At 67.5% G+C, this 21,294-nt stretch carries 17 protein-coding genes; 4 read left to right on the forward strand and 13 right to left on the reverse strand.

What is annotated here, in order from left to right; genetic code table 11:
• Nucleotides 1–172: 172 nt before the first annotated feature.
• The 8 genes from FVA80_RS00355 to coxB all read right to left on the reverse strand — a co-directional run bounded on the left by FVA80_RS00355 (nucleotide 173) and on the right by coxB (nucleotide 6,918).
• A complete protein-coding gene (locus FVA80_RS00355; RefSeq protein ID WP_147908517.1) occupies nucleotides 173–937 on the reverse strand; it encodes an SURF1 family protein in 765 nt (254 codons plus the stop codon).
• The gene (locus FVA80_RS00360) at nucleotides 934–1,308 is read right to left on the reverse strand and encodes a DUF983 domain-containing protein (RefSeq protein ID WP_187193553.1); all 375 of its coding nucleotides are present in this window, start codon (nucleotides 1,306–1,308) and stop codon (nucleotides 934–936) included. Before FVA80_RS00360 ends, FVA80_RS00355 begins: the two co-directional genes overlap by 4 nt.
• Before the next feature lie 149 nt (nucleotides 1,309–1,457).
• Entirely contained in the window at nucleotides 1,458–2,318 is an 861-nt protein-coding gene (locus FVA80_RS00365; protein WP_147908516.1) for a cytochrome c oxidase subunit 3, read from the reverse strand.
• A gap of 141 nt (nucleotides 2,319–2,459) precedes the next feature.
• Entirely contained in the window at nucleotides 2,460–3,068 is a 609-nt protein-coding gene (locus tag FVA80_RS00370; protein ID WP_147908515.1) for a cytochrome c oxidase assembly protein, read from the reverse strand.
• A gap of 8 nt (nucleotides 3,069–3,076) precedes the next feature.
• Complete coding sequence (locus FVA80_RS30245; RefSeq protein WP_187193554.1) at nucleotides 3,077–3,241, reverse strand: hypothetical protein; 165 nt, start codon at nucleotides 3,239–3,241, stop codon at nucleotides 3,077–3,079.
• A gap of 5 nt (nucleotides 3,242–3,246) precedes the next feature.
• The gene (locus FVA80_RS00375; protein WP_147908514.1) at nucleotides 3,247–4,197 is read right to left on the reverse strand and encodes a heme o synthase; all 951 of its coding nucleotides are present in this window, start codon (nucleotides 4,195–4,197) and stop codon (nucleotides 3,247–3,249) included.
• Nucleotides 4,198–4,399: 202 nt separating this feature from the next.
• The gene (gene ctaD, locus FVA80_RS00380; RefSeq protein WP_147908513.1) at nucleotides 4,400–6,028 is read right to left on the reverse strand and encodes a cytochrome c oxidase subunit I; all 1,629 of its coding nucleotides are present in this window, start codon (nucleotides 6,026–6,028) and stop codon (nucleotides 4,400–4,402) included.
• A gap of 50 nt (nucleotides 6,029–6,078) precedes the next feature.
• Nucleotides 6,079–6,918 (reverse strand): cytochrome c oxidase subunit II, encoded by an 840-nt coding sequence (gene coxB, locus FVA80_RS00385; protein WP_147908512.1) that lies wholly within the window; start codon nucleotides 6,916–6,918, stop codon nucleotides 6,079–6,081.
• 358 nt (nucleotides 6,919–7,276) lie between these two features.
• Between coxB and fdhD the strand changes: the two genes are divergently transcribed.
• Nucleotides 7,277–8,059, forward strand: coding sequence for a formate dehydrogenase accessory sulfurtransferase FdhD (gene fdhD / locus FVA80_RS00390; protein ID WP_246692482.1), 783 nt, complete (start codon nucleotides 7,277–7,279; stop codon nucleotides 8,057–8,059).
• Nucleotides 8,060–8,167: 108 nt separating this feature from the next.
• On the opposite strand, the gene FVA80_RS00395 is transcribed toward fdhD, so the two are convergent.
• Nucleotides 8,168–8,950, reverse strand: a complete 783-nt coding sequence (locus tag FVA80_RS00395; protein WP_246692214.1) for a hypothetical protein — start codon at nucleotides 8,948–8,950, stop codon at nucleotides 8,168–8,170.
• A 614-nt stretch (nucleotides 8,951–9,564) separates the two neighbouring features.
• On the opposite strand from FVA80_RS00395, the gene gltB reads away from it, so the two are divergent.
• Together gltB and FVA80_RS00405 are read left to right on the forward strand one after the other, a co-directional pair.
• Complete coding sequence (gltB, locus tag FVA80_RS00400) at nucleotides 9,565–14,280, forward strand: glutamate synthase large subunit (protein WP_147908509.1); 4,716 nt, start codon at nucleotides 9,565–9,567, stop codon at nucleotides 14,278–14,280.
• Nucleotides 14,281–14,381: 101 nt separating this feature from the next.
• A complete protein-coding gene (locus tag FVA80_RS00405; RefSeq protein WP_147908508.1) occupies nucleotides 14,382–15,815 on the forward strand; it encodes a glutamate synthase subunit beta in 1,434 nt (477 codons plus the stop codon).
• Between the two features lie 50 nt (nucleotides 15,816–15,865).
• On the opposite strand, the gene FVA80_RS00410 is transcribed toward FVA80_RS00405, so the two are convergent.
• From FVA80_RS00410 to FVA80_RS30250, 3 genes are all read right to left on the reverse strand, one after another.
• Nucleotides 15,866–17,296, reverse strand: a complete 1,431-nt coding sequence (locus tag FVA80_RS00410) for an SGNH family hydrolase (RefSeq protein WP_147908507.1) — start codon at nucleotides 17,294–17,296, stop codon at nucleotides 15,866–15,868.
• A 99-nt stretch (nucleotides 17,297–17,395) separates the two neighbouring features.
• A complete protein-coding gene (locus FVA80_RS00415) occupies nucleotides 17,396–18,601 on the reverse strand; it encodes a lytic murein transglycosylase (RefSeq protein WP_147908506.1) in 1,206 nt (401 codons plus the stop codon).
• 4 nt (nucleotides 18,602–18,605) lie between these two features.
• Nucleotides 18,606–18,770, reverse strand: a complete 165-nt coding sequence (locus FVA80_RS30250; protein ID WP_187193555.1) for a hypothetical protein — start codon at nucleotides 18,768–18,770, stop codon at nucleotides 18,606–18,608.
• Between the two features lie 275 nt (nucleotides 18,771–19,045).
• Here FVA80_RS30250 and galU point away from each other — a divergent pair, with 275 nt between their 5' ends.
• Entirely contained in the window at nucleotides 19,046–19,912 is an 867-nt protein-coding gene (galU, locus tag FVA80_RS00420) for a UTP--glucose-1-phosphate uridylyltransferase GalU (protein ID WP_147908523.1), read from the forward strand.
• A gap of 334 nt (nucleotides 19,913–20,246) precedes the next feature.
• Here the strand turns inward: galU and FVA80_RS00425 are convergent, their stop codons facing one another.
• On the reverse strand, nucleotides 20,247–21,149 hold the full coding sequence (locus FVA80_RS00425) for an N-formylglutamate amidohydrolase (protein WP_147908505.1): 903 nt from the start codon (nucleotides 21,147–21,149) through the stop codon (nucleotides 20,247–20,249).
• Nucleotides 21,150–21,294 lie beyond the last annotated feature (145 nt).

A 21,294-nucleotide genomic window follows, 5' to 3' on the forward strand; every position in this document is an offset into this window, starting at 1 on the left:
GTCTTCGAAGGATCGCGACAAACTGAATACAAGATGCAGGCTTGCGCGACGGCTAATGAACACGCAAAGTATTCCGCGTTGACGATGCCGGGTCAAAGGAACGCGATGCCGTTTTAGACGCCCGTCCTGTTGCATTCTTCTGCGCCGAACTCACTCAGCGGCGGGTTTATTCTCACACTGTGCCGACGCCATCCGAATCGTTCAGGCGTCGATAAGCGAACATGCTGAACACGCCGATCAGGCAAAGCGCCAGCGCGAACCACGTGAAGGCGTATTGCAGGTGGTTGTTCGGAAGATCGACCTTCAGCTGACCGCCCCGTGGCCAGGTGGTCTGACCCGGCACCGCGTCGGCCTCGATCAGGTAGGGTGCCGCGTCGGCGACCCCGCGCGCGGCAGCGATGCTGGCGACATCGCGGGTGAACCATTCGCCCCGTGCCGGATCCGCCTCCGGCACGAACATCCCCCGCGCCTCGCTGGCCCGGAGAATCCCGGTGACGGTGGTCGGGCCCTCGATGAGGCCATCCCGGCGGTCGGCCTGGGCCTTCAACTCCGTGGGCACGAAGCCGCGGTTGATCAGGACGACACCGCCATCCGCGCGCTGAAACGGCGTGATCACGTAATAGCCTTGGAGCGCCCGGCCCGGCGTCTCCCCGGCCGCAAGTCCGTGGACCAGCGCCTCGCGATCGTTGTCGAACCGGCCAGAGACCCGCACATGGCGGAACTCGTCCCGGCCGGGATCCCAGGTGCCGGGTTCAGGGGGCGCCACAGGCTCCGCCTTCGTCTGCCGGACGATGCGGGCGATCAGCTCTTCCTTCCAGGTCTTGCGCTCGATCTGCCACGTCCCGAGACCCAGCAGGATCGCCAGCGCGATCAGGGATGCGAGCCCGGGTGCGACGAGGTCACGCCAGGCGGCCGCACGCGGCGATGTGCGACTCACTGCTCGAAACGTCCCTGCTCGGCCTTGTTGCTGTACTGGAGGGCGATCAGCATGCCCTTGAGCGGCCGGACCAGGATCAGGCTCAGACCGATCGAGAGGCTGCCGGCTACCAGCGCGTGGACCCAAATCGGCGGCTCGTAGGTGATCTCCAGCCACAGAGCCAGACCCACCACCAGAAGGCCGACGATCGACATCACGAAGAAAGCCGGCCCGTCCGCCGAGTCGAAACCCGAATAGTCGAGCCCGCAGGATTCGCAGGACGGCCGCAGGGTCAGGTAGCCCTTGAACAGATGGCCTTCGCCGCAGCGGGGGCACCGGCCGCGGAGGCCGGTGGGGACGGGCGGCAGCTGCGGATAGGTTCGTTGGTCCACGTGAGCACTCCAGACCGGCCCAGGCGAGCGCATGCGCGCCGCCTCACAGCCATTCCCTCGATATGGGGATCACGCCGAGTCTCACACGAAAAAGGGCGGCCTGAGCCGCCCTTTCACACCCCCGCCATGCGGTGACGGGATAGCAGCGCTCAGTGCGCGGCGCCGTGGAATACGCCCGAGCCCCAGACGTAGATCGCGGCGAACAGGAACAGCCACACGACGTCAACGAAGTGCCAGTACCAGGCGGCGAACTCGAATCCGAGGTGCTGGCGTGGGGTGAACTGGCCCGCGTAGGTCCGGTACAGGCATACGGCCAGGAAGATCGTGCCGATGATGACGTGGAAGCCGTGGAAGCCCGTCGCCATGTAGAAGGTCGACGAGTAGATGCTGCCCGCGAAGCCGAATTCGGCGTGGCTGTACTCGTAGGCCTGGCAGGCCGTGAACAGCACGCCCAGCACGATGGTCAGCCACAGGCCGTACTTGAGACCCTTGCGGTCCCCATGCAGCAAGGCATGGTGGGCCCAGGTGACGGTCGTGCCGGAGGTCAGCAGGATCAGGGTGTTCAGCAGCGGCAAGTGCCACGGATCGAACGCCTCGATGCCCTTGGGCGGCCAGACGCCGCCCGTGAACTCGACCCGGGAGGCCTGGATCGGGTCGGCGGTGTAGAGGGCCGCCTCGAAGTAGGCCCAGAACCAAGCGACGAAGAACATCACCTCGGAGGCGATGAACATCATCATGCCATACCGGTGATGGAGTTGGACCACGCGGGTGTGATCGCCGGAATTGGCCTCGTGCACCACGTCCTTCCACCAGGCGAACATGGTGTAGAGCACGCCGAAAACGCCAGCCCCGAAGATGTAGGGACCCGGGGTCAGGGTACCGATCTGGAGGCTCTTCATCCAGAACACGGCGCCGAACGCCATCAGGAAGCCCGAGAAGGCGCCCATCAGCGGCCACGGACTCGGGCTTAAAATATGAAAATCGTGATTCTTGGCGTGCGCCTCGGCCATCGTCCCGTCGCTCCTCACCCTGACGCCCCGCGCCGTTCCCGGCATCCGGCCTATCGCTCTTTGGCTGGGCGCCACATACGGGACCCCCAAGCTTGTCAGCACACTTAGTCGGTGCCGACCTGTGTTGTCACGCGTTCGCGATCAGAAATCGCGCTTCGTGCCCGAAGCCCCCGTGGTCGCGACCGCCGCCGTCACCGGCTGGCCGTTCTTGGAGGCGAAATACGTGTAGGACAGCGTCATTTCGGAAAGATGCGCGGTGTTCGAATCCTCCCGCACCGCCGGGTCGACGTAGAAGACCACCGGCACGTCCAGCGTCTCGCCGGGCTGCAACGTCTGCTCGTTGAAGCAGAAACAGGCGATCTTGACGAAGTAGCTGCCCATCAGGCCGGGCTGGACGTTGAAGGTCGCGACGCCGGTCGATGGCTTGGCGCCAGTGTTCTGCACCCGGAAGAAAACCGTCTTGGTTTCGCCGAGCTTCGCCTCGACGGTGTTGGCTTCGGGGGCGAACTTCCAGCTCAGGCCTGGTGCGACGTTGGTATCGAAGTGCACCACCATGCTGTCGTCGGTGCGCGCAGCCGACGCAAGGGCCGGGCCCTGGCGCGGCGTGCCGTCGTAGCCCGTTGCCTTGCAGAACGCGTCGTAGAGCGGCACCGACGCGAAGGCGAGGCCAACCATGCCGACCGCCAGGCCGGCACACGCGATCGCCGTGCGCTTGGCGCCGCGAAGCGGATCGGGATGAGGTTTTGTCATCGTGCCCCTCAGAGCGGACGGCTGAGGATCTGCGGGCCGAGTTTGACGATCGTCAGCACGAAGAACAGCAGGACCCACGCACCCAGGGCCAACGCGATGGCCACCGAGCGCTTACGCCGGCGCGCCTCCTCGACGGGCGTGAGCTGGCGATAGGGGACTTCCGGATCCGGCATGGCGATTAGACCAGGACCGGCAGGAAGAGGCCGAAGCTCTGCTCGGCAAGCAGCGCCGAGAACAGCGCGAACAGGTACAGGATCGAGAAGCCGAACATGCCCATCGCAGCCCGCTTCTCGGCATCGCCGGTGCGATTCCTCAGGACGCGGACGCTGAAGGCCAGCATTCCGAGCCCGCCGATCACGGCGATCACCGCGTAGAGCAGGCCGCCGAACCCGAGCGCCACGGGCGCAAGCCCGAGGGGAAACAGGAACACCGAGTACCAGACGATCTGCCGGCGGGTCGAAGCCGGCCCGGCGACGTTGGGCATCATCGGGATGCCGGCGCGGGCGTATTCTTCGGCCTTGATCAGTGCCAGCGCCCAGAAATGCGGCGGCGTCCAGATGAAGATGATCGCGAAGAGTACGAGGGACTCGATCCCGACCGAGCCGGAGACGACGGCCTGGCCGATCACCGGCGGCAGGGCACCGGCGGCGCCACCGATGACGATGTTCTGCGCGGTCGCCCGCTTCAGCCACATCGAATAGATCACCGCGTAGAACACGATGGTGAAGGCCAACAGACCGGCGGCGAGCCAGTTCGCCGCGAGGCCCAGCACAAGAACCGATGCCACCGACAGGAACAGCCCGAAGCCGAGCGCCTCCTCGGGCGAGATCCGCCCGGCCGGGATCGGCCGCTGCGCGGTGCGGGTCATGACCGCGTCGATGTCGGCATCCCACCACATGTTGAGGCAGCCCGACGCCCCGGCGCCGACCGCAATGGCCAAGAGCGAGATCACGCCGATGGCCGGCGGAACGTGGCCCTGGGAGACGACCATGCCGACCAGCGCGGTGAAGATCACGAGGACCATCACCCGCGGCTTGAGCAGCGCGAAATAGTCCGGCACGTCGCCGCCGACCGCCGTAAAGGCCGGGGCCGGTGCGTCCGGTCTGATCGTGTTCGTCAGGCTCGTCATCGCGTCTGCCGCTGTTGTGTCGGCGCCCGGCCACGCGCGTCACGGCCGAGTCGTGTTTCGAAATCGATTCGTTCCAAGGGTCAGCGCGAGCGGGACACTCGGCTTGTGCGGATCACCCGTCTTGGTCGCCCTTGCCGGGAAGTCGCCGTGGCGGCTTCCGGGGAAGGGCGAGGGCCGCGGATGCGGCCCTCGCGGCGACTGGTCAGTGCGCGCCCGGCTCGTCAACGATGCGGGGCAGCGTCTCGAACTGGTGGAACGGCGGCGGGGAGGGGAGCGTCCACTCGAGGGTGGTGGCACCTTCGCCCCACGGGTTGTCGGCGGCCCGCTCCTTCGAGCGGAAGGCCAGCACGACGCCGATCACGAAGACGAACATGCTGAGGCCGAAGATGTGGCCGCCATAGGTGGAGACCTTGTGCCAGCCCGCGAAGGCGTCCGGGTAGTCGGCGTAACGACGCGGCATGCCGGCCAGGCCGAGGAAGTGCATCGGGAAGAACAGGACGTTCGCGCCGATGAAGGCCAGCCAGAAGTGCAGCTTGCCAGCCCATTCCGGGATGATGTGGCCGGTCATCTTCGGGAACCAGTAGTAGACACCGGCGAAGATGATGAACACAGCGCCAAGTGACAGCACGTAGTGGAAGTGTGCCACGACGTAGTAGGTGTCGTGCAGGTACTTATCGACCGCCGAGTTGGCGAGCACCACGCCGGTGACGCCGCCGACGGTAAACAGGAAGATGAAGCCCACGGCCCAGTGCATGGCGGCGGTGAAGCGGATGGATCCGCCCCACATGGTGGCGATCCAGGAGAAGATCTTCACGCCCGTGGGCACCGCGATCACCATCGTGGCGAACACGAAGTAGGACTGCGTCTGAAGCGACAGGCCCACGGTGTACATGTGGTGCGCCCACACGACGAAGCCGACGACGCCGATCGCGACCATGGCGTATGCCATCGCAAGGTAGCCGAAGACCGGCTTGCGCGAGAACGTGGCGATGATGTGCGAGACGATGCCGAAGGCCGGCAGGATCATGATGTAGACTTCGGGGTGACCGAAGAACCAGAACAGATGCTGGTACAGGATCGGGTCGCCGCCGCCGGCCGGGTCGAAGAAGGTCGTGCCGAAGTTACGGTCGGTCAGCAGCATCGTGATGGCGCCCGCGAGCACCGGCAGCGAGAGCAGCAGCAGGAAGGCGGTGACCAGCTCGGCCCAGGCGAAGAGCGGCATCTTGTGCAGCGTCATGCCCGGGGCGCGCATGTTCAGGATGGTGGTGATGAAGTTGATCGCCCCCAGGATCGAGCCGGTGCCGGACAGGTGCAGGGCAAAGATTGCGAAGTCGACGGCCGGACCGGGATGGCCGGCAGTGGAGAGCGGCGGATAGACGGTCCAGCCGGTGCCGGCGCCGGATGCGCCGGGGGCGCCCTCGACGAACAGCGAGCACAGCAGGGAGCAGAAGCCCGCCACCGTCAGCCAGAACGAGATGTTGTTCATGCGCGGGAACGCCATGTCGGGCGCGCCGATCATGAGGGGCACGAACCAGTTGCCGAAGCCGCCGATCAGTGCCGGCATCACCATGAAGAACACCATGATGAGGCCGTGTCCGGTGACGAACACGTTGTACGTCGCCGGATTGGAGAAGAACTGCAGCCCCGGCTGTTCCATCTCCATCCGGATACCGAAGGAGAGGAACGCGCCGATCATGCCGGCGCAGAAGGCGAAGAGCAGGTAGAGCGTGCCGATGTCCTTGTGGTTCGTCGACAGGAACCAGCGGGCGAAGAACGACGGTTTATGGTCGTGGACCTCGTGGGCCTCGGCATGGGCTGCGGCTGTAGCCATGGATTCGGGTGCCTTGTGGATCTGACGGGTTCTATTCGGTCAACCGGACTTCAGCGGGCTTCGGCGAAGCTCGTTCCGTTGTCGATGCGCGCGTACTTCGTCTTCGCTTCATTCAGCCAGTCGGCATAGGCCTGCTCGCTGACGACGCGGACGACGATCGGCATGTAGGCGTGACGCTGTCCGCACAGCTCCGAGCACTGACCGTGGAAGGTGCCTTCCTTGTCGGCCCGGAACCACATCTGGTTCAGGCGGCCCGGTACGGCGTCGATCTTGAAGCCGAAGGCCGGCATCGCCCAGGAATGCAGCACGTCCGCCGCAGTGACCTGGATCTTCACGATTTTGCCAAGCGGCACGACCATCTCATTGTCGGTCTGGAGCAGGCGGGGCTGCTTGTCCTCGTCGATGTTGGCATCGAACGTGAAACCGCCGCCGGCCTCGGTCTGCGGGTACTCGTAGGACCAGTACCAGGCATGGCCGATGACCTTGACGATCATGTCGGCCTTCGGATCCGCCAGCTGCGTGCGCAGCAGGCGGAAGGACGGGATCGCCACGGCGACGAGGATCAGCACCGGCACGATCGTCCAGGCGATCTCGATCGCGGTGTTGTGGGTGGTGCGCGACGGGGTCGGGTTGGTCTTCTCGTTGAAGCGGAAGACGCACCAGAGGATCAGCCCCAGCACGAAGACCGAGATCACGAGCGAGAGCCAGTGCAGGCCGATCTCGAAGCTGAGGATGTCGCGCGCGTTCTCGGTAACCGGGATCTGCCGGCTCATCTCCCACGGCACCGGCTGACCGAATCCGGCGGCGAGCGCCCCGGATGTCGAGGCGAGCAGGGCGCCGAGGGCGGCGAGGCTCAAGGGTGATCGGGTGATCGTCCGCACCGTCCGCATCTGCCTCTCGTTGCTCCCCTGCAATTTGATTTCCCGTCGGACTTTCCCGTCTTGAATGAGCGCGGGATGGTGCCGACGTGACGGACTGCCGGTTGTGTCATCCGGCATGTATCCGATCGCGGCTTCAGATCACAAGGACGTGCCAGGTGCAACCGCACAAGCGTCGCAGAGGGTGGTTTCCGGCTGATTCGGGTGGCCTCTTAGACGCCCTGCACCGGTCTTTCGCTACGTTCGATTCGCTAGCGTGGCTTTGTATCCGGTGCGATCGCAGCACCGGATGGGCCTTTCGGAGCCGTGGATGTTGACGACACCCCAGGATTTTCCGGCCAAGCTGCCGGCTAGCGCGGTCCCGGCTCCGATGCAGGTCGTGGCCTACGCCGATGCCGCGCCCCGGGCGGGGACGCGGGTGCTCGCCGTCGAGGCGCCGGTCAACCTGGTCTACGGCAGCGTGCCGCATGCCGTCATGATGGCGTCGCCGGCCGACCTGGAGGATTTCGCCTACGGCTTCAGCCTGACGGAAGGGATCATCGAATCCGCCGACGAGATTCGCAGCACGCGCGTGGAGGTTGGCCCGGACGGGCTGCGCCTCCATGTCGAGCTGGCCCCCGGACGTCTGCGCGAGCACCTCGCGCGCAAGCGCGCCATCAGCGGGCGGACGGGCTGCGGTGTCTGCGGCATCGAGGATCTGGCGGAATTGCCACGCGCGGACATGCGGGGCGCCCCCGACATCCAGGTCTCGCTCCCGGCGATCGCCCGGGCTCTCGCCGGGCTCGACGCGGCGCAGGTGCTGGGCGCCGAGACCCGCGCCGTGCACGCCGCCGCCTGGGCTCGGCTCGACGGCACCCTGGCGTCCGTCCGCGAAGATGTCGGCCGCCACAACGCTCTGGACAAGCTGATCGGCGCCGCCATGCGGGCCGGCACCGATCCAGCAGACGGTTTCCTGGTGATCACCAGCCGGTGCTCGTTCGAGATGGTCGAGAAGGCCGCGCGCCTCGGTGCGGCCGTGATCGTGGCGATCTCGGCGCCGACCTCGCTGGCGTTGGAGCGTGCCCAAGCGCACGGGATCACACTTTGCGCCATTGCCCGCGCGGATACGCTGACCGTCTTTACCGGCTCGGAGCGTCTGAGCCCCACCGACTAGAGCAGTCCCAGATCACGTCGCGATCGAGGACGTCTCTCAGTCCTCGCGTCGACACGCTCGCTTGCGTCGAACCGGTATCGATTTCGGCGGCGAGCGTTCGGGCCAGCACTACTGGGCTCCGGCGGGCTCTTTCTCGGAGGCGCCGGGGACGATCGTCGCACCGCCGATGATTCGCACCGGCTTCTTGTCCGGCGGCGGATCCTTCCAATCGGCAGCTGGGGGCTTGGCCGCCTCGGCAACCGTGCCCGCTGCGGGCTTGGCCGGTCCCGCCTGGGCCGGACCGGCCGGAGGCGCCTTTTCGATGGCTGCGGATTTCGGCTCAGGCACAGGATCCACCCTGGATGCCTCCACGGGGGCGACCTTCGGAGCTGGCGCCTCCGGAACGTTGCGAAGTGCCGGCTTCAGCTCCGGCGCGCGCCCAGGCGCCGGGGCCCGGGCGACCTTGCGGGGCGCCTCAGGCCGCGCACGGCCATCTGGATTCAGGCCATCGGGATTGAACTCGGGACGCAGTGCCTCCGGGCTCTGGCGGCGTGCCGGACGCGCGGCCCGAGCCGGGACGCCGTCGGGCATCGCCGGCCGCAGGAGACGCTGCGGCGCCGCATTCTCCTCGGTCCATCCAAAGCCGGCGCGCGGCTGCTCCAACCGGGCGTAGCTCTCGGGCGCACCGATGCGCTGGCGTCCCACGATCGCGCCGGCGGCCGGATCGACGAACAGACGGACCGGGGCGCCCGTCGGGCTCACGGCGTCGACGACGTAGACGCGCCCGTCGAACCGCGGACGGCTGACACCGCTGAAGCCGCGATCAGCCAGGCGCCATGCGATCACCCGTGGCGGCAGGATCTCGTCCTCGAAGGCGAATTGCGCGCGGGCGCCCTGGGAGAGGCCCAGCATCAATCCGCCCGACAGAAGGGCTGCACTGAGAACCCGCTGCGCTGCGCGGCGAGACGTTCCGTTCTCGATCATCACTCTGATGCGTTCCCGTTCTGGAGACCCGGCAGAGTATCCGGTTCCGGCATGGTCCGGGCCGGTTTGCCCAGACCTCGACCATGCCGGCGAGGTCGTTGCCCCGCATGCCGCTTGTGCTCGGCACAGGTCGTAGACCGCGTGATTCGGGCGAGATTGCGGAAGCGATTGATGAACGGCGGTTTAAGTGCAGTCGCGGATGCCGCGCCCGCATGCCGGCGCGATCCCTTGCTGAAACGGTTTCAATCTGCCAATTTCGCGACTTAGGACAGCAGAACTGTCCCATTGGCCGCGCATGCCGGCCGTCGCCGTCCCGCGCGCCAGCGGGAAGTCCGGCTGGCGGTCTCGAGCGCGCCAGCACGCCGCTCCTGGAGCGGTCCGGGTTTTCGATGAACGAAGGTCGACGGGCACGTCCTCGCGGGGACCGACCGGATCGCCTGCGGCATCGGGTCGGGACGCCGCACGGTTGCGACTCACGGGCATGGAACATGCTCGCGGGCCGAGGTGCGGCGAAGGGGATCGAGGGAAGGACGAGACGAAGCATGGCACAGCGCGGACCCGCCGAAGAGTTTGCTGCTTCCAAGTTCCAGGCTTCCGCCCCGCGCGGCGGCGCGATGCCGATCACGGTGCGCGATCCCGCTCTGCCCAAAGCCCAGGGCGCCTACGATCCGGCCAACGAGCGTGATGCCTGCGGCGTCGGCTTCATCGCCGATATGCACGATCGCCGGACCCATGCCATCGTTCAGCAGGGCCTGAAGATCCTCGAGAATCTGGACCACCGCGGTGCGGTGGGTGCCGACCCCAAGATGGGTGACGGCTGCGGTATCCTCACGCAGATCCCGCACGGCTTCTTCGCGGACGAGTGCTCGCGCCTCGGCTTCGAGCTACCGCCCGCCGGGCAGTACGCCATCGGCCAGTTCTTCCTGCCCAAGGCCGAGGAGCCCCGGGCGATCATCCAGGGAATCATCGAGGCGGCCCTGGCCGACGAGGGCCTGCCGCTCCTCGGCTGGCGCGATGTCCCGGTCGACCCCGAGGATCTGGGCGTCGCCGTGAAGGCCACCGAGCCGCATCACCGGCAGGTGTTCATCGGCCGACCGGGCTCCGTCTCCGACCAGGACACGTTCGAGCGGCGCGTCTTCGTCGCCCGCAAGGTGATCTCCAACAAGGTCTACGCCCTGGACGACCCGCGGGTGAAAGAGTTCTACCCGGTCTCCGTCTCGACCCGGACCATCGTGTACAAGGGCATGGTTCTGGTCACCCAGATCGGCGACTACTTCCTCGACCTGAAGGACGAGCGTTTCGTCTCGGCGATCGCCCTGGTCCACCAGCGCTTCGCGACCAACACCTTCCCGACCTGGCGCCTGTCGCACCCCTACCGGATGGTCGCCCATAACGGCGAGATCAACACACTGCGCGGCAACGTCAACTGGATGGCGGCCCGGCAGGCGAGCGTCGATTCGGACCTGTTCGGCAACGACATCTCGAAGCTCTGGCCGATCTCCTACGAGGGCCAGTCCGACACCGCGTGCTTCGACAACGCCCTCGAGTTCCTGGTGCAGGGCGGCTACCCGCTCGCCCACGCCATGATGATGCTGATCCCGGAGGCCTGGGCCGGCAACCCGCTGATGAGCGAGGAGCGGCGCGCCTTCTACGAGTACCACGCCGCCCTGATGGAGCCCTGGGACGGCCCCGCGGCCGTGGCCTTCACGGATGGCCGCCAGATCGGCGCCACCCTCGACCGCAACGGCCTGCGCCCGGCCCGCTACATCGTCACCGATGACGGGCTGGTCGTGCTCGCTTCGGAAATGGGCACGCTGCCGATCCCCGACGAGAAGATTGTTCAGTCCTGGCGCCTGCAGCCGGGCCGGATGCTTCTGATCGACCTGCAGAAGGGCCGGATCGTCTCCGACGAGGAGATCAAGGGCGAGCTCGCCGCCGCGCATCCCTACGCCGACTGGGTCAAGAACACCCAGATCGTGCTGGAAGATCTCAAGCCCGTCGTGGCGCGGGAGACGCGCTCCGACGTGGGCCTGCTCGATCGCCAGCAGGCCTTCGGCTACACCCAGGAAGACCTCAAGCTGCTGATGCAGCCCATGGCCGTCACCGGCCAGGAGGCGGTCGGCTCGATGGGGACGGACACGCCGCTCTCGGCGCTCTCCGAGAAGTCCAAGCTGCTCTATACCTACTTCAAGCAGAACTTCGCGCAGGTCACCAACCCGCCGATCGACCCGATCCGCGAAGAGGCGGTGATGAGCCTCGTCTCGTTCATCGGGCCGCGGCCGAACCTGCTCGACATGGAGGGCGCGTCCCGGCGCAAGCGCCTGGAAGTCCGCCAGCCGATCCTGACCAACGGCGACCTGGAGAAGATCCGCTCGATCGGCCATTTCGAGGACCGGTTCGACACCAAGACCCTGGACATGACCTACCCGGCCGAGATGGGCGCGCAGGCCATGGACGGGGCGCTCGACCGCCTCTGCGACCGGGCCGAGGCGGCGGTGCGCGGCGGCTACAACATCATCGTGCTGACCGACCGCGCGGTCGGTCCGGATCGGGTGCCGATCCCGGCCCTCCTGGCGACCGCGTCGGTGCACAACTACCTGATCCGCAAGGGTCTGCGCACCTCGGTCGGCCTCGTGGTCGAGTCGGGCGAGCCGCGTGAGGTGCACCACTTCGCCTGCCTGGCCGGCTACGGCGCGGAGGCCATCAATCCCTATCTCGCCTTCGAGACGCTGCTGGCGATGAAGGACGAGTTCCCGCCGGACCTCACCGATGACGAGATCATCTACCGCTACATCAAGGCGATCGATAAGGGCCTGCTCAAGGTCATGTCGAAGATGGGCATCTCGACCTACCAGTCGTATTGCGGCGCCCAGATCTTCGACGCGGTCGGGCTCAACTCGACCTTCGTCGGCCGCGACTTCTTCGGCACGGCCACGACCATCGAGGGCGTCGGCATGGCCGAGGTCGCTGAGGAGACCGTCAGCCGTCACCGCGACGCTTTCGGCGACGCCCCGATCTACCGCAACGCCCTCGATGTCGGCGGCGAGTACGCCTACCGGCTGCGCGGCGAGGCTCATACCTGGACGCCCGACACGATCGCGACGCTCCAGCACGCGGTGCGCCTTAACGTGCCGGAGCGCTACCGCGAATACGCCGCGCTGGTGAACCGGCAGGAGAGCCAGCTCAAGACCCTGCGGGGCTTGTTCCGCCTCAGGAGCGCAACCGAACTCATCCGCCAGCCGGTGCCGCTGGATTCGGTCGAGTCGGCCTCCGAGATCGTCAAGCGCTTCGCCACCGGGGCGATGTCGTACGGGTCCATCTCGAAGGAAGCGCACGAGACGCTCGCCATCGCGCTGAACTCCTTCGGCGGTCGCTCGAACTCGGGCGAGGGCGGCGAGGAGGTCGAGCGATTCAAGCCGCTGCCGGACGGGCGTTCGCGCCGGTCCGCGATCAAGCAGGTCGCCTCGGGCAGATTCGGCGTTACGACGGAATATCTCGTCAACGCCGACATGATGCAGATCAAGGTCGCGCAGGGCGCCAAGCCCGGCGAGGGCGGCCAGCTGCCCGGCCACAAGGTCGACGCCAAGATCGCAAAGGTCCGCTACGCCACCCCGGGCGTCGGCCTGATTTCGCCGCCGCCGCACCACGACATCTACTCGATCGAGGATCTGGCCCAGCTGATCTTCGACCTGAAGAACGTGAACCCGTCCGCGGACGTGTCGGTGAAGCTCGTCTCCGAGGTCGGCGTCGGTACCGTGGCGGCCGGCGTCGCCAAGGCGCGGGCGGACCACATCACCATCTCGGGCTACGACGGCGGCACCGGCGCCGCGCCGCTGACCTCGCTCAAGCATGCGGGCGGACCGTGGGAGACCGGTCTCGCCGAGACCCAGCAGACGCTGGTGCTCAACGGCCTGCGCGGCCGCGTCGCCCTCCAGGCCGACGGCGGCATCCGCACCGGTCGCGACGTGGTCATCGCGGCCCTGCTCGGCGCCGACCAGATGGGCTTCTCGACCGCTCCCCTGATCGCGGCCGGCTGCATCATGATGCGCAAGTGCCACCTCAACACCTGCCCGGTGGGCGTCGCCACGCAGGATCCGGTGCTGCGCAAGCGCTTCAAGGGCACGCCCGAGCACGTGGTGAACTACTTCTTCTTCGTGGCCGAGGAGGTGCGCGAGATCCTGGCCTCCCTCGGCTTCACCAAGCTGGAAGAGCTCGTCGGGCGTTCGGACGTGCTCGACAAGGTCGAGGCCATAGCCCACTGGAAGGCGCGCGGGCTCGATTTCACCAAGCTGTTCCATCGCCCCAAGGTGGCGGACGGCATCGCCATCCGGCACGTTGAGAAGCAGCACCACCCGATCGACACGGTCCTGGACCGGCGCCTGATCGAGGGGGCCCGGAACGCCATCGAGACCGGCGAGCCGGTGGTCGTCACCGACGTGATCCGCAACTCGGACCGGGCCGCCGGTGCGATGCTGTCCGGCATGGTCGCCAAGGCGCACGGTCACGAGGGCTTGCCGGACGACACTATCGTGGTGAAGCTGTCGGGCACCGCCGGCCAGAGCTTCGGCGCCTGGGTCGCGGCCGGCGTCACCATCGAGCTGACCGGCCACGGCAACGACTACGTCGGCAAGGGCCTTTCGGGCGGCAAGCTGATCATCCGCCCGAGCGATGCGCTGCGGTCGCCACCCGACCGGACCATCATGGTCGGCAACACCGTGCTGTACGGGGCGATCGCCGGAGAGTGTTACATCCGCGGCTCCGCGGGCGAGCGCTTCGCGGTCCGCAATTCCGGCGCGATCACGGTGGTCGAAGGCATGGGTGACCATGGCTGCGAGTACATGACCGGCGGGGTCGTGGTGTCGATCGGCGAGACCGGACGCAACTTCGCGGCCGGCATGTCGGGCGGCATCGCGTACGTCCTTGACGAGGACGGCTCGTTCTCGGCCCGCTGCAACCTGTCGATGGTCGATCTCGAGCCCGTCGAGGAGGAAGACGACCTGATGCGCCGCTTCCACCAAGACGGCGATCTCGAGACCAAGGGGCGCGTCGACATCCTGGCCGACATGTCCGGCCACGATGAGGAGCGCCTCAGCCAGCTCATCACCAACCATCTCAAGTATACCGGCAGCCCGCGGGCGAAGCAGATCCTCGACGACTGGGCGAGCTTCCGCACCAAGTTCGTCAAGGTGATGCCGGTGGAATACCGCCGCGCGCTGCGCGAGATGGAGATGGCGCGGATGCCGGTGGCAGCGGAGTAAGGCTATCGGTATCGGCGCCCGTGCGACGCGGGCGCCGATCGCGGAATGACGGTTTAATAGGCTGCAGCATCGGTCGATCTGCGGGCCTCAAGGGTTGATCGATGGGCAAGATCACGGGTTTCCTCGAGTTCGACCGGCAGGAGCAGAAGTACCAGCTCGCAGCCGATCGCGTGCGGCACTTCCGCGAGTTCACGCTGCCGCTCGACGAGCACGACCTGACCAAACAGGCCGCGCGCTGCATGGATTGCGGCATCCCGTTCTGCCACGGCCCGACCGGCTGCCCGGTCCACAACCAGATCCCGGACTGGAACGACCTCGTGTTCCAGTCCGATTGGGAGGAGGCGTCGCGCAACCTCCACTCGACCAACAACTTCCCGGAATTCACCGGTCGCGTCTGCCCGGCGCCCTGCGAGGAGGCGTGTACGCTCAACCTCGAGAATCAGCCGGTGGCGATCAAGACGATCGAGCAGGCGATCGCCGACCGCGCGTGGAACATGGGCTGGATCAAGCCCGAGCCGGCGTCGATGCGCACCGGCAAGCGCGTGGCCGTCGTCGGCTCCGGCCCGGCGGGTCTCGCGGCGGCCCAACAGCTGGCCCGGGTCGGCCACGACGTGCACGTGTTCGAGCGCGAGCCGACGGCCGGTGGCCTGCTCCGCTACGGCATCCCCGACTTCAAGATGGAGAAGCGCCACATCGATCGCCGCGTCCGGCAGATGGAGGGCGAGGGCGTTGTCTTCCACTACAACCAGAACGTCGGCGTGACCAAGCCGGTCGACGAGCTGAAGGCCGAGTTCGATGCGGTGATGTTCTGCGGCGGTGCGGAGGATCCCCGCAACCCGCAGCTGCCCGGGCAGGAACTCGAGGGCGTCCACTACGCCATGCCTTACCTGATCCAGTCGAACCGGCGCGTGGCCGCGGAGCCGATGCGCGGCAACGGCGAAGCCCCGATCCTGGCGTCGGGCAAGAACGTCGTCGTGATCGGCGGCGGTGACACCGCCTCCGATTGCGTCGGCACCGCGTTCCGCCAGGGCGCGCTGTCGGTGACGCAGCTCGACATCCGGCCCCGGCCGCCCGAGCGCGAGGACAAGCTGACGGTGTGGCCGTACTGGCCGACCAAGATGCGGACCTCGTCCAGCCAGGCGGAAGGTGCGGAGCGCGAGTTCCAGGCGGCGACGCTGCGGCTCGACGGCAACAAGAAGGGCCGGCTGACCGGCGTGGTCTGCGCCCGGGTCGACGCCAAGCGGCAGCCGATGCCCGGGACCGAATTCATCCTGCCGGCCGATCTCGTCTTCATGGCGATCGGTTTCGCCGGATCGGTGCAGAAGGGCTTGCTCGACCAGTCCGGCATCAGCGTCAGCAAGCGCGGGAACGTCGAGGCGAACGAGGAGGATTACCGCACCTCGGATCCGAAGATCTGGAGCGCCGGCGACATGCGCCGGGGTCAGTCCCTGGTTGTCTGGGCGATCCGAGAGGGCCGTCAGGCGGCCCGTGCCATCGACGAAGCCTTGATGGGTGCGAGCGTCCTACCGCGGTGAGGTAGGTTCAGTCCCGGCGCTCGGTGCGAGCGCAGCGCCGGGATCACCACTCAGCCGGGGGGCCAGCGGAAATCGTCGGCGCGGCCGGGCTGGGGCATCGGCGCATTGCCGCGGACCAGCGTCCGCTCCACGGTGCCGAGGTTGTCCGAATCGCGCGGACGGCCGGTCAGCAGCGTCCCGCCGGGGGAGACCTCGGTGCGCCCGAGGGGCACGACCGGCCCGGCCGCGGGCTTGACCGGCAGCGCTGGGACGCCTGGAGGTTCCGGCAGGCTCGGCAGCATCGCGGTGATCTGCCGATCGATCGCCGCGGTGTCGGTGGGCTGGCCGGAACCGTCGAGGCTCGGACCGGGCGTCGCGCTCGGCGCCCCCGGCGCGATAGTCGCGGTGGGCGGCGGATCGGTCAGCGCCGGCGTGGCCGTTCCCATCAGGCGCTTCAGCTCGACATCGGCGAAATGCGCCAGCTTGCGGTCGCCCGCCTTGGTGAAGTGCACGCCGTCGGCGGTCCGCAGCTTGGCGATCTGACCTTCCGGATCCGGGCCCGAGGCCGCGTAGCGGTCGCGGTCGTCGACGAAGCCGGGCCAGATGTCGACATAGGTCGCGCCGGCCTTCGTCACGGTGTCCCGGACGATGTCGTTGAGGCTCGCGAGATCCCGGCTCAAGCTCTCGCTCTGCACCGGCGGAAGCCCGACCCAGACCAGCGGCACCTTGTGGTCGGCAAACACCTTCACGAGGGCCTCGACCCGGGCGCGGTACAGGGCCTTCCAGCGATCGGTGAGCGGATCGACGGTCTCGTCACCTTCACGGATCGGCTGGCGGTCGTTGGCGCCCAGCATGACCAACGCGTAGCGGACCTTGGGATTGGTGCGCAGGTAGTCTTCGGCGCTCTTGGGCCAATCGACCACGTCCCTGCGCACGAGTCCGCTGTCGCCCTTCGCCCGATCGACGACCGCGATGTCGGCGTTGTCCTCGAAGACGTCGTCCAGACCGTGGGCAAGGTGGTCGGCCAGCGAATCGCCGAACACCGCGATCTGGACGTTCGGCGCGGTCTTGGCGATGGCGGGCTTCGGCGCCACCGGCGCCCGGGCGGGCCGCTCCCGGCGCTTGACGGACGGCGAGGGCCGCTGCGCGTCCGCGTTTCCGATCGTGCTGCGCGGACGCGGCGCCCGGTAGGTGCGCTCCGGCGGTGGAGCGACCGGCTGGGGCCGGTCCTCCCACGGCCAGTAGAACTGCCGCGGCGCTTCCTGGGGCGGTGCGTAGCGGGGCTGGCGGGCGCTGGAGCCGTCGTCGCGATAATAGGCATCGCGCGGGCGCCGCCGCGGCGGGGCCTCGTAATAGGCGCCGCCCTCGGGCCGCTGATAGCTGTCGCCCCATTGTGCCTGAGCGGGTGTGCCGCCGACCAGGGACAGGCCCGCTTGGCTCAACAGGACGGCGAATCCGAGGATGGCCGGACGCGCCGTACGACGCCAGACTGCGACTCCCATGCAGATCCCGCACCTTGAAGGCGACCGAAAAACACCGGTCGGTAGGCGGCACTATACGGGAGACCGACTTGCGCGTCTAAACCCGCCCTCGGAGGCCGATTACCGCGCCGGATCGTGCCGGCCCTGGACGTGGGCGAGCAACGCCGGCGAGGCATACCCATCCGCCGGCAGGCCGGCCGCGATTTGGTAGCGCCGCACGGCGTCGCGCAGCTTCGGCCCGGCGCGGCCATCGGTCGGGCCCTCGTAGAAGGCGGCGGTCGCCAGACCTGTTTGCAGCGCGCGCAATCCCGCTCCGTCGAGGCGTGGTCCTGTAGGCCAGGGCGCCGCGAGCGCGGGGGCGCCGTCCAGGCGGTCGGCGAGGTGGCCGACGGCCAGCGCGTAGGAATCCGAGGTGTTGTACTGGCGGATCACCTCGAAGTTGCCGGTGATCAGGAAAGCCGGCGCCCCGAGACCGCCGGGCAGGAACAGCGCGGCGTCCCCACGCCCGGGCAACGGCTTTCCGTCCGTCCGCCGGACACCCCGCGCGGCGAAGCCGGAGATCGGCCCGGCATAGGCGTTCAGGTCGAAACCGTCGGGCAGACGCACCTCATAGCCCCAGGACAGCGTCGGATCCCAGCCCAGGTCCTTGAGATAGGCCGCGATCGATCCGAGCGAATCCGCTTCGCTGGTCCAGATGTCCCTGCGGCCGTCGCCGTCGAAATCGACCGCGTGGGCTAGGTAGGTGGACGGCAGGAACTGCACCTGCCCCATGGCCCCCGCCCAGCTTCCGCTCATGCGCTCGGGCGCGATATCGCCGCGCTGGAGGATCGCCAGGGCGGCCAGCAACTCGTCGCGGAACAGCGTGCCGCGATGCCGGGCCTCCGCCAGGGTCGCCAGCGCCCGGATCGTGGAAAGGTTGCCGGCGCTCGCGCCGAAATCGGATTCGACGCCCCAGAACGCCAGCACGATCGGCGCCGGGACGCCGTAGTGCGCCTCGATCGCTTTCAGCGTGCGCGCGAGGGTGCCCGCTCGTGCGCGTCCGTGGGCGATGCGGCCTGCCGAGACCGCGCCGACCAGGTAATCCCAGACCGGCCGCACGAACTCGCCCTGCTGGCGCGTCCGCGCCAGGACGCCGGGATCGGGTGCCGTGATGCCCCGGAACGCGGCCGCGAAGGTCTCGGCCGAGACGCCGCGGGCTTCGGCCTCCGGACGCAGGGACGCGATGAACGCCTGGAAGGCGCCGTTCGGTGCCGTCGGCTTCGCGGCCCCGGCTACCGCGGGGCAGAGGGAGAGGGCGGCAGCGAGCAGGGTGCGGCGCGACGGCATCGCCTCAAGCCCCGGTTCGCGGACTGGATTTGCCCGTTCGGGCCAGCGACTGGTCGAGCCCGGTGGCCCGGTCGTCGCTCGGCACGATTCCCGTGCGGCCGGTATCCAGCAGGTCCCAAACCATGCGGCCGCCGATGGATCCGGCCCCGCCTGTCACCAGACCCGTCATGTCGTCCGCTCCGAAGCCGCTCCGAGGGAAGCTGCCGGGAGCCTTGCCCGAACCGGGCACGGGCAGGCAAGGCGCCCACCCCGCTTCATCGCGCGTTCAAACGCCCGGTGAGATATCATCTGGTAACGGCCACTTTAGGTGGTCGCAGACGGGATATTTACGGTGCTTTGCCTCATACTATCGACGTAGAGGCCTTGCGAAGCATCGTGTTAGGCTATCTCACTGCCTGAACCATTGACCGTGTCATCCCATTCTGTTTCCGAGGTTGCCGCTTGATGAAACCGATCCGCAAGGCTGTCCTGCCCGTCGCGGGGCTGGGCACGCGATTCCTGCCCGCCACGAAGGCGGTCCCGAAGGAAATGCTCACGGTCGTGGACCGGCCGGTCGTCCAGCATGTCGTCGATGAAGCGCGCGAAGCCGGCATCGAGCACTTCATCTTCGTCACGGGACGCGGCAAGGCGGTGATCGAGGACCATTTCGATATTGCCTTCGAGCTCGAGCACACCCTTCAGGAACGCGGGAAGACCGCTGCCTACGAAGAGCTGAAACGCGATCTGCCCAAGGCCGGCCAAACAAGCTTCACCCGCCAGCAGGCCCCCCTCGGCCTCGGTCATGCGGTCTGGTGCGCCCGGGAGATCGTCGGCGACGAGCCCTTCGCGGTGCTGCTGCCGGATATGCTGAGCCGCGGCTGCATGCAGCAGATGCTCGCAACCTATGAGCGCCATGGCGGCAACGTCATCGCGGTCGAGGAGGTGGCGCCCGAAGAGACGCACCAATACGGTATCGTCAGCGTCGGCGAGACCTACGGTCAGTCGTTCGAGATCACCGGCATGGTCGAGAAGCCGAAACAGGGCACCGCACCATCGAATTTCATCATCTCCGGCCGCTACATCCTCCAGCCCGAGATCTTCGGGATCCTGGAGCACGGGAAGAAGGGCGCCGGCGGCGAGATCCAGCTCACCGACGCCATGATCGACCTGATGGGCACGCAGGACTTCTTCGGCATGCACTACGAGGGCCGGACCTACGACACCGGCTCGAAGATCGGGTTCCTGACTGCGAACCTGGCTTACGCGCTGGAGCGGCCGGATCTCGCCGGCCCGCTGCGCGCCGAGATGGAAAAACTCCTGAAGCAGAGCTGAGGCCTTTGCGCGTTGCGCGCTTGAGCCATGCATTCGACGCGCGGGCGGAGACGATTTTGCCCTTGCGTCTTGTGCGCCGCACTGTAATTTGTGCATTGCGAGATCGCGATGGCGTCGCGGTCCCGTAGCCCTTCTTGGGCGTTTCCTCCCTAGACTTCGGGCCGCTCCTTCGGGAGTGGCCTTTTTTCTTGTCTCGACCTCCTCGTTGCGTGCTCCGTCGATTGATCGACGGGCCCGTGGTCTCGCCGCGGCGGACCTTCCCAAGGCTATGGGTGAGGAAGGCCGTTTCGAACGCCGATTTTCGTGGCGGCGCCGGACGTGGACTGTGTGCAGCCTACTCGGCGGCGATCCGGCTGGGCGTAAGGTCACCGAGATCGGCCGCCACGCCGGCCACAACCGACCGCAGTGCCTTCACGAGGCTCGGGAAATCAGGCGTCGTCGTGAGGCTCGCCTCGTCCATGTACAACGCCCGGTTGACCTCTATCTGCAGAGCATGCCGCCCGAGGTTGGGCTCGCCGTAATGCTCGGTGATGAAGCCGCCCGCGTAGGGTTTGTTGCGGACCACCCGGAAACCCTTGGCGCGGAACGCGGCCTCGAACGCCTCGATCAGGCCCGGCGCGCACGCGGTGCCGTAGCGGTCGCCCAGGACCATGTCGGCCTTGATCTCGGTATCGCGTCCGAGACTTGAGGACGGCATCGAGTGGCAATCGATCAGGATGCAATGGCCGTGCGTCCGCGCCGTGCGCTGGATCAGGCCGCGCAGGACTCGGTGGTAGGGTTTGTACAGGGCCTCGATGCGGGCGATCGCATCGCCGACCGGCAGGCGCCGGGCGTAGATCTCCTGGCCGTCCGCCACGACCCGCGGAACGGTGCCAAGCCCGCCCGCGACCCGCATCGACCGGGTGTTGGCGAAGGGCGGCAAACGGCCGTCGAACATGCGTGGGTCGAGCTCGTAGGGCTCGCGGTTCACGTCCAGGAAAGCCCGCGGGAAATTCGCCCGGAGCAGCGGTGCGCCGAGTTCGACCACGGAGGCGAAAAGGCGATCGACATGGGCATCCTCGGAGCGGCGCAGAGTGAGCGCGTCCAGGCGCGAGGCGGCGACGAAATCGGGGGGGTAGACGGCGCCGGAATGGCCGGTATTGAAGACGAAGGGCAGGATGTGCGTCGCCGGTTCTTCGACCGCGAAAGCCGGGGCGAAACCGAGGGCGTCGGGCTGTACCGTTTCGGGCGCGGTCATGGGTTGCGTGCACACCCCGGCGTCTGGAAAAGCGCGGCGGATACGCAGTGTGGTATGCGGATGATCGCCTGTCCACCCTGATGCCGACGGCCCACAGGGCCGTTTTCGAGACACGCGGCGCCGGCTGCGGGCTCCAATCCTAACA

Source organism: Methylobacterium sp. WL1, from assembly GCF_008000895.1.
In the GTDB taxonomy this organism is placed as follows: Bacteria; Pseudomonadota; Alphaproteobacteria; order Rhizobiales; family Beijerinckiaceae; genus Methylobacterium.

Excerpts from the sequence above, each read along its gene's own strand:
- FVA80_RS00405 (WP_147908508.1), top strand. The coding sequence starts at position 14,382 with ATGGGCAAGATCACGGGTTTCCTCGAGTTCGACCGGCAGGAGCAGAAG.
- FVA80_RS00395 (WP_246692214.1), bottom strand. The coding sequence starts at position 8,950 with ATGCTGGGCCTCTCCCAGGGCGCCCGCGCGCAATTCGCCTTCGAGGAC.
- galU (WP_147908523.1), top strand. The coding sequence starts at position 19,046 with ATGAAACCGATCCGCAAGGCTGTCCTGCCCGTCGCGGGGCTGGGCACG.
- FVA80_RS00365 (WP_147908516.1), bottom strand. The coding sequence starts at position 2,318 with ATGGCCGAGGCGCACGCCAAGAATCACGATTTTCATATTTTAAGCCCG.
- gltB (WP_147908509.1), top strand. The coding sequence starts at position 9,565 with ATGGCACAGCGCGGACCCGCCGAAGAGTTTGCTGCTTCCAAGTTCCAG.
- FVA80_RS00375 (WP_147908514.1), bottom strand. The coding sequence starts at position 4,197 with ATGACGAGCCTGACGAACACGATCAGACCGGACGCACCGGCCCCGGCC.
- coxB (WP_147908512.1), bottom strand. The coding sequence starts at position 6,918 with ATGCGGACGGTGCGGACGATCACCCGATCACCCTTGAGCCTCGCCGCC.
- FVA80_RS30245 (WP_187193554.1), bottom strand. The coding sequence starts at position 3,241 with ATGCCGGATCCGGAAGTCCCCTATCGCCAGCTCACGCCCGTCGAGGAG.
- ctaD (WP_147908513.1), bottom strand. The coding sequence starts at position 6,028 with ATGGCTACAGCCGCAGCCCATGCCGAGGCCCACGAGGTCCACGACCAT.
- FVA80_RS00415 (WP_147908506.1), bottom strand. The coding sequence starts at position 18,601 with ATGCCGTCGCGCCGCACCCTGCTCGCTGCCGCCCTCTCCCTCTGCCCC.
- FVA80_RS00410 (WP_147908507.1), bottom strand. The coding sequence starts at position 17,296 with ATGGGAGTCGCAGTCTGGCGTCGTACGGCGCGTCCGGCCATCCTCGGA.
- FVA80_RS00425 (WP_147908505.1), bottom strand. The coding sequence starts at position 21,149 with ATGACCGCGCCCGAAACGGTACAGCCCGACGCCCTCGGTTTCGCCCCG.
- FVA80_RS00370 (WP_147908515.1), bottom strand. The coding sequence starts at position 3,068 with ATGACAAAACCTCATCCCGATCCGCTTCGCGGCGCCAAGCGCACGGCG.
- fdhD (WP_246692482.1), top strand. The coding sequence starts at position 7,277 with ATGCAGGTCGTGGCCTACGCCGATGCCGCGCCCCGGGCGGGGACGCGG.
- FVA80_RS30250 (WP_187193555.1), bottom strand. The coding sequence starts at position 18,770 with ATGACGGGTCTGGTGACAGGCGGGGCCGGATCCATCGGCGGCCGCATG.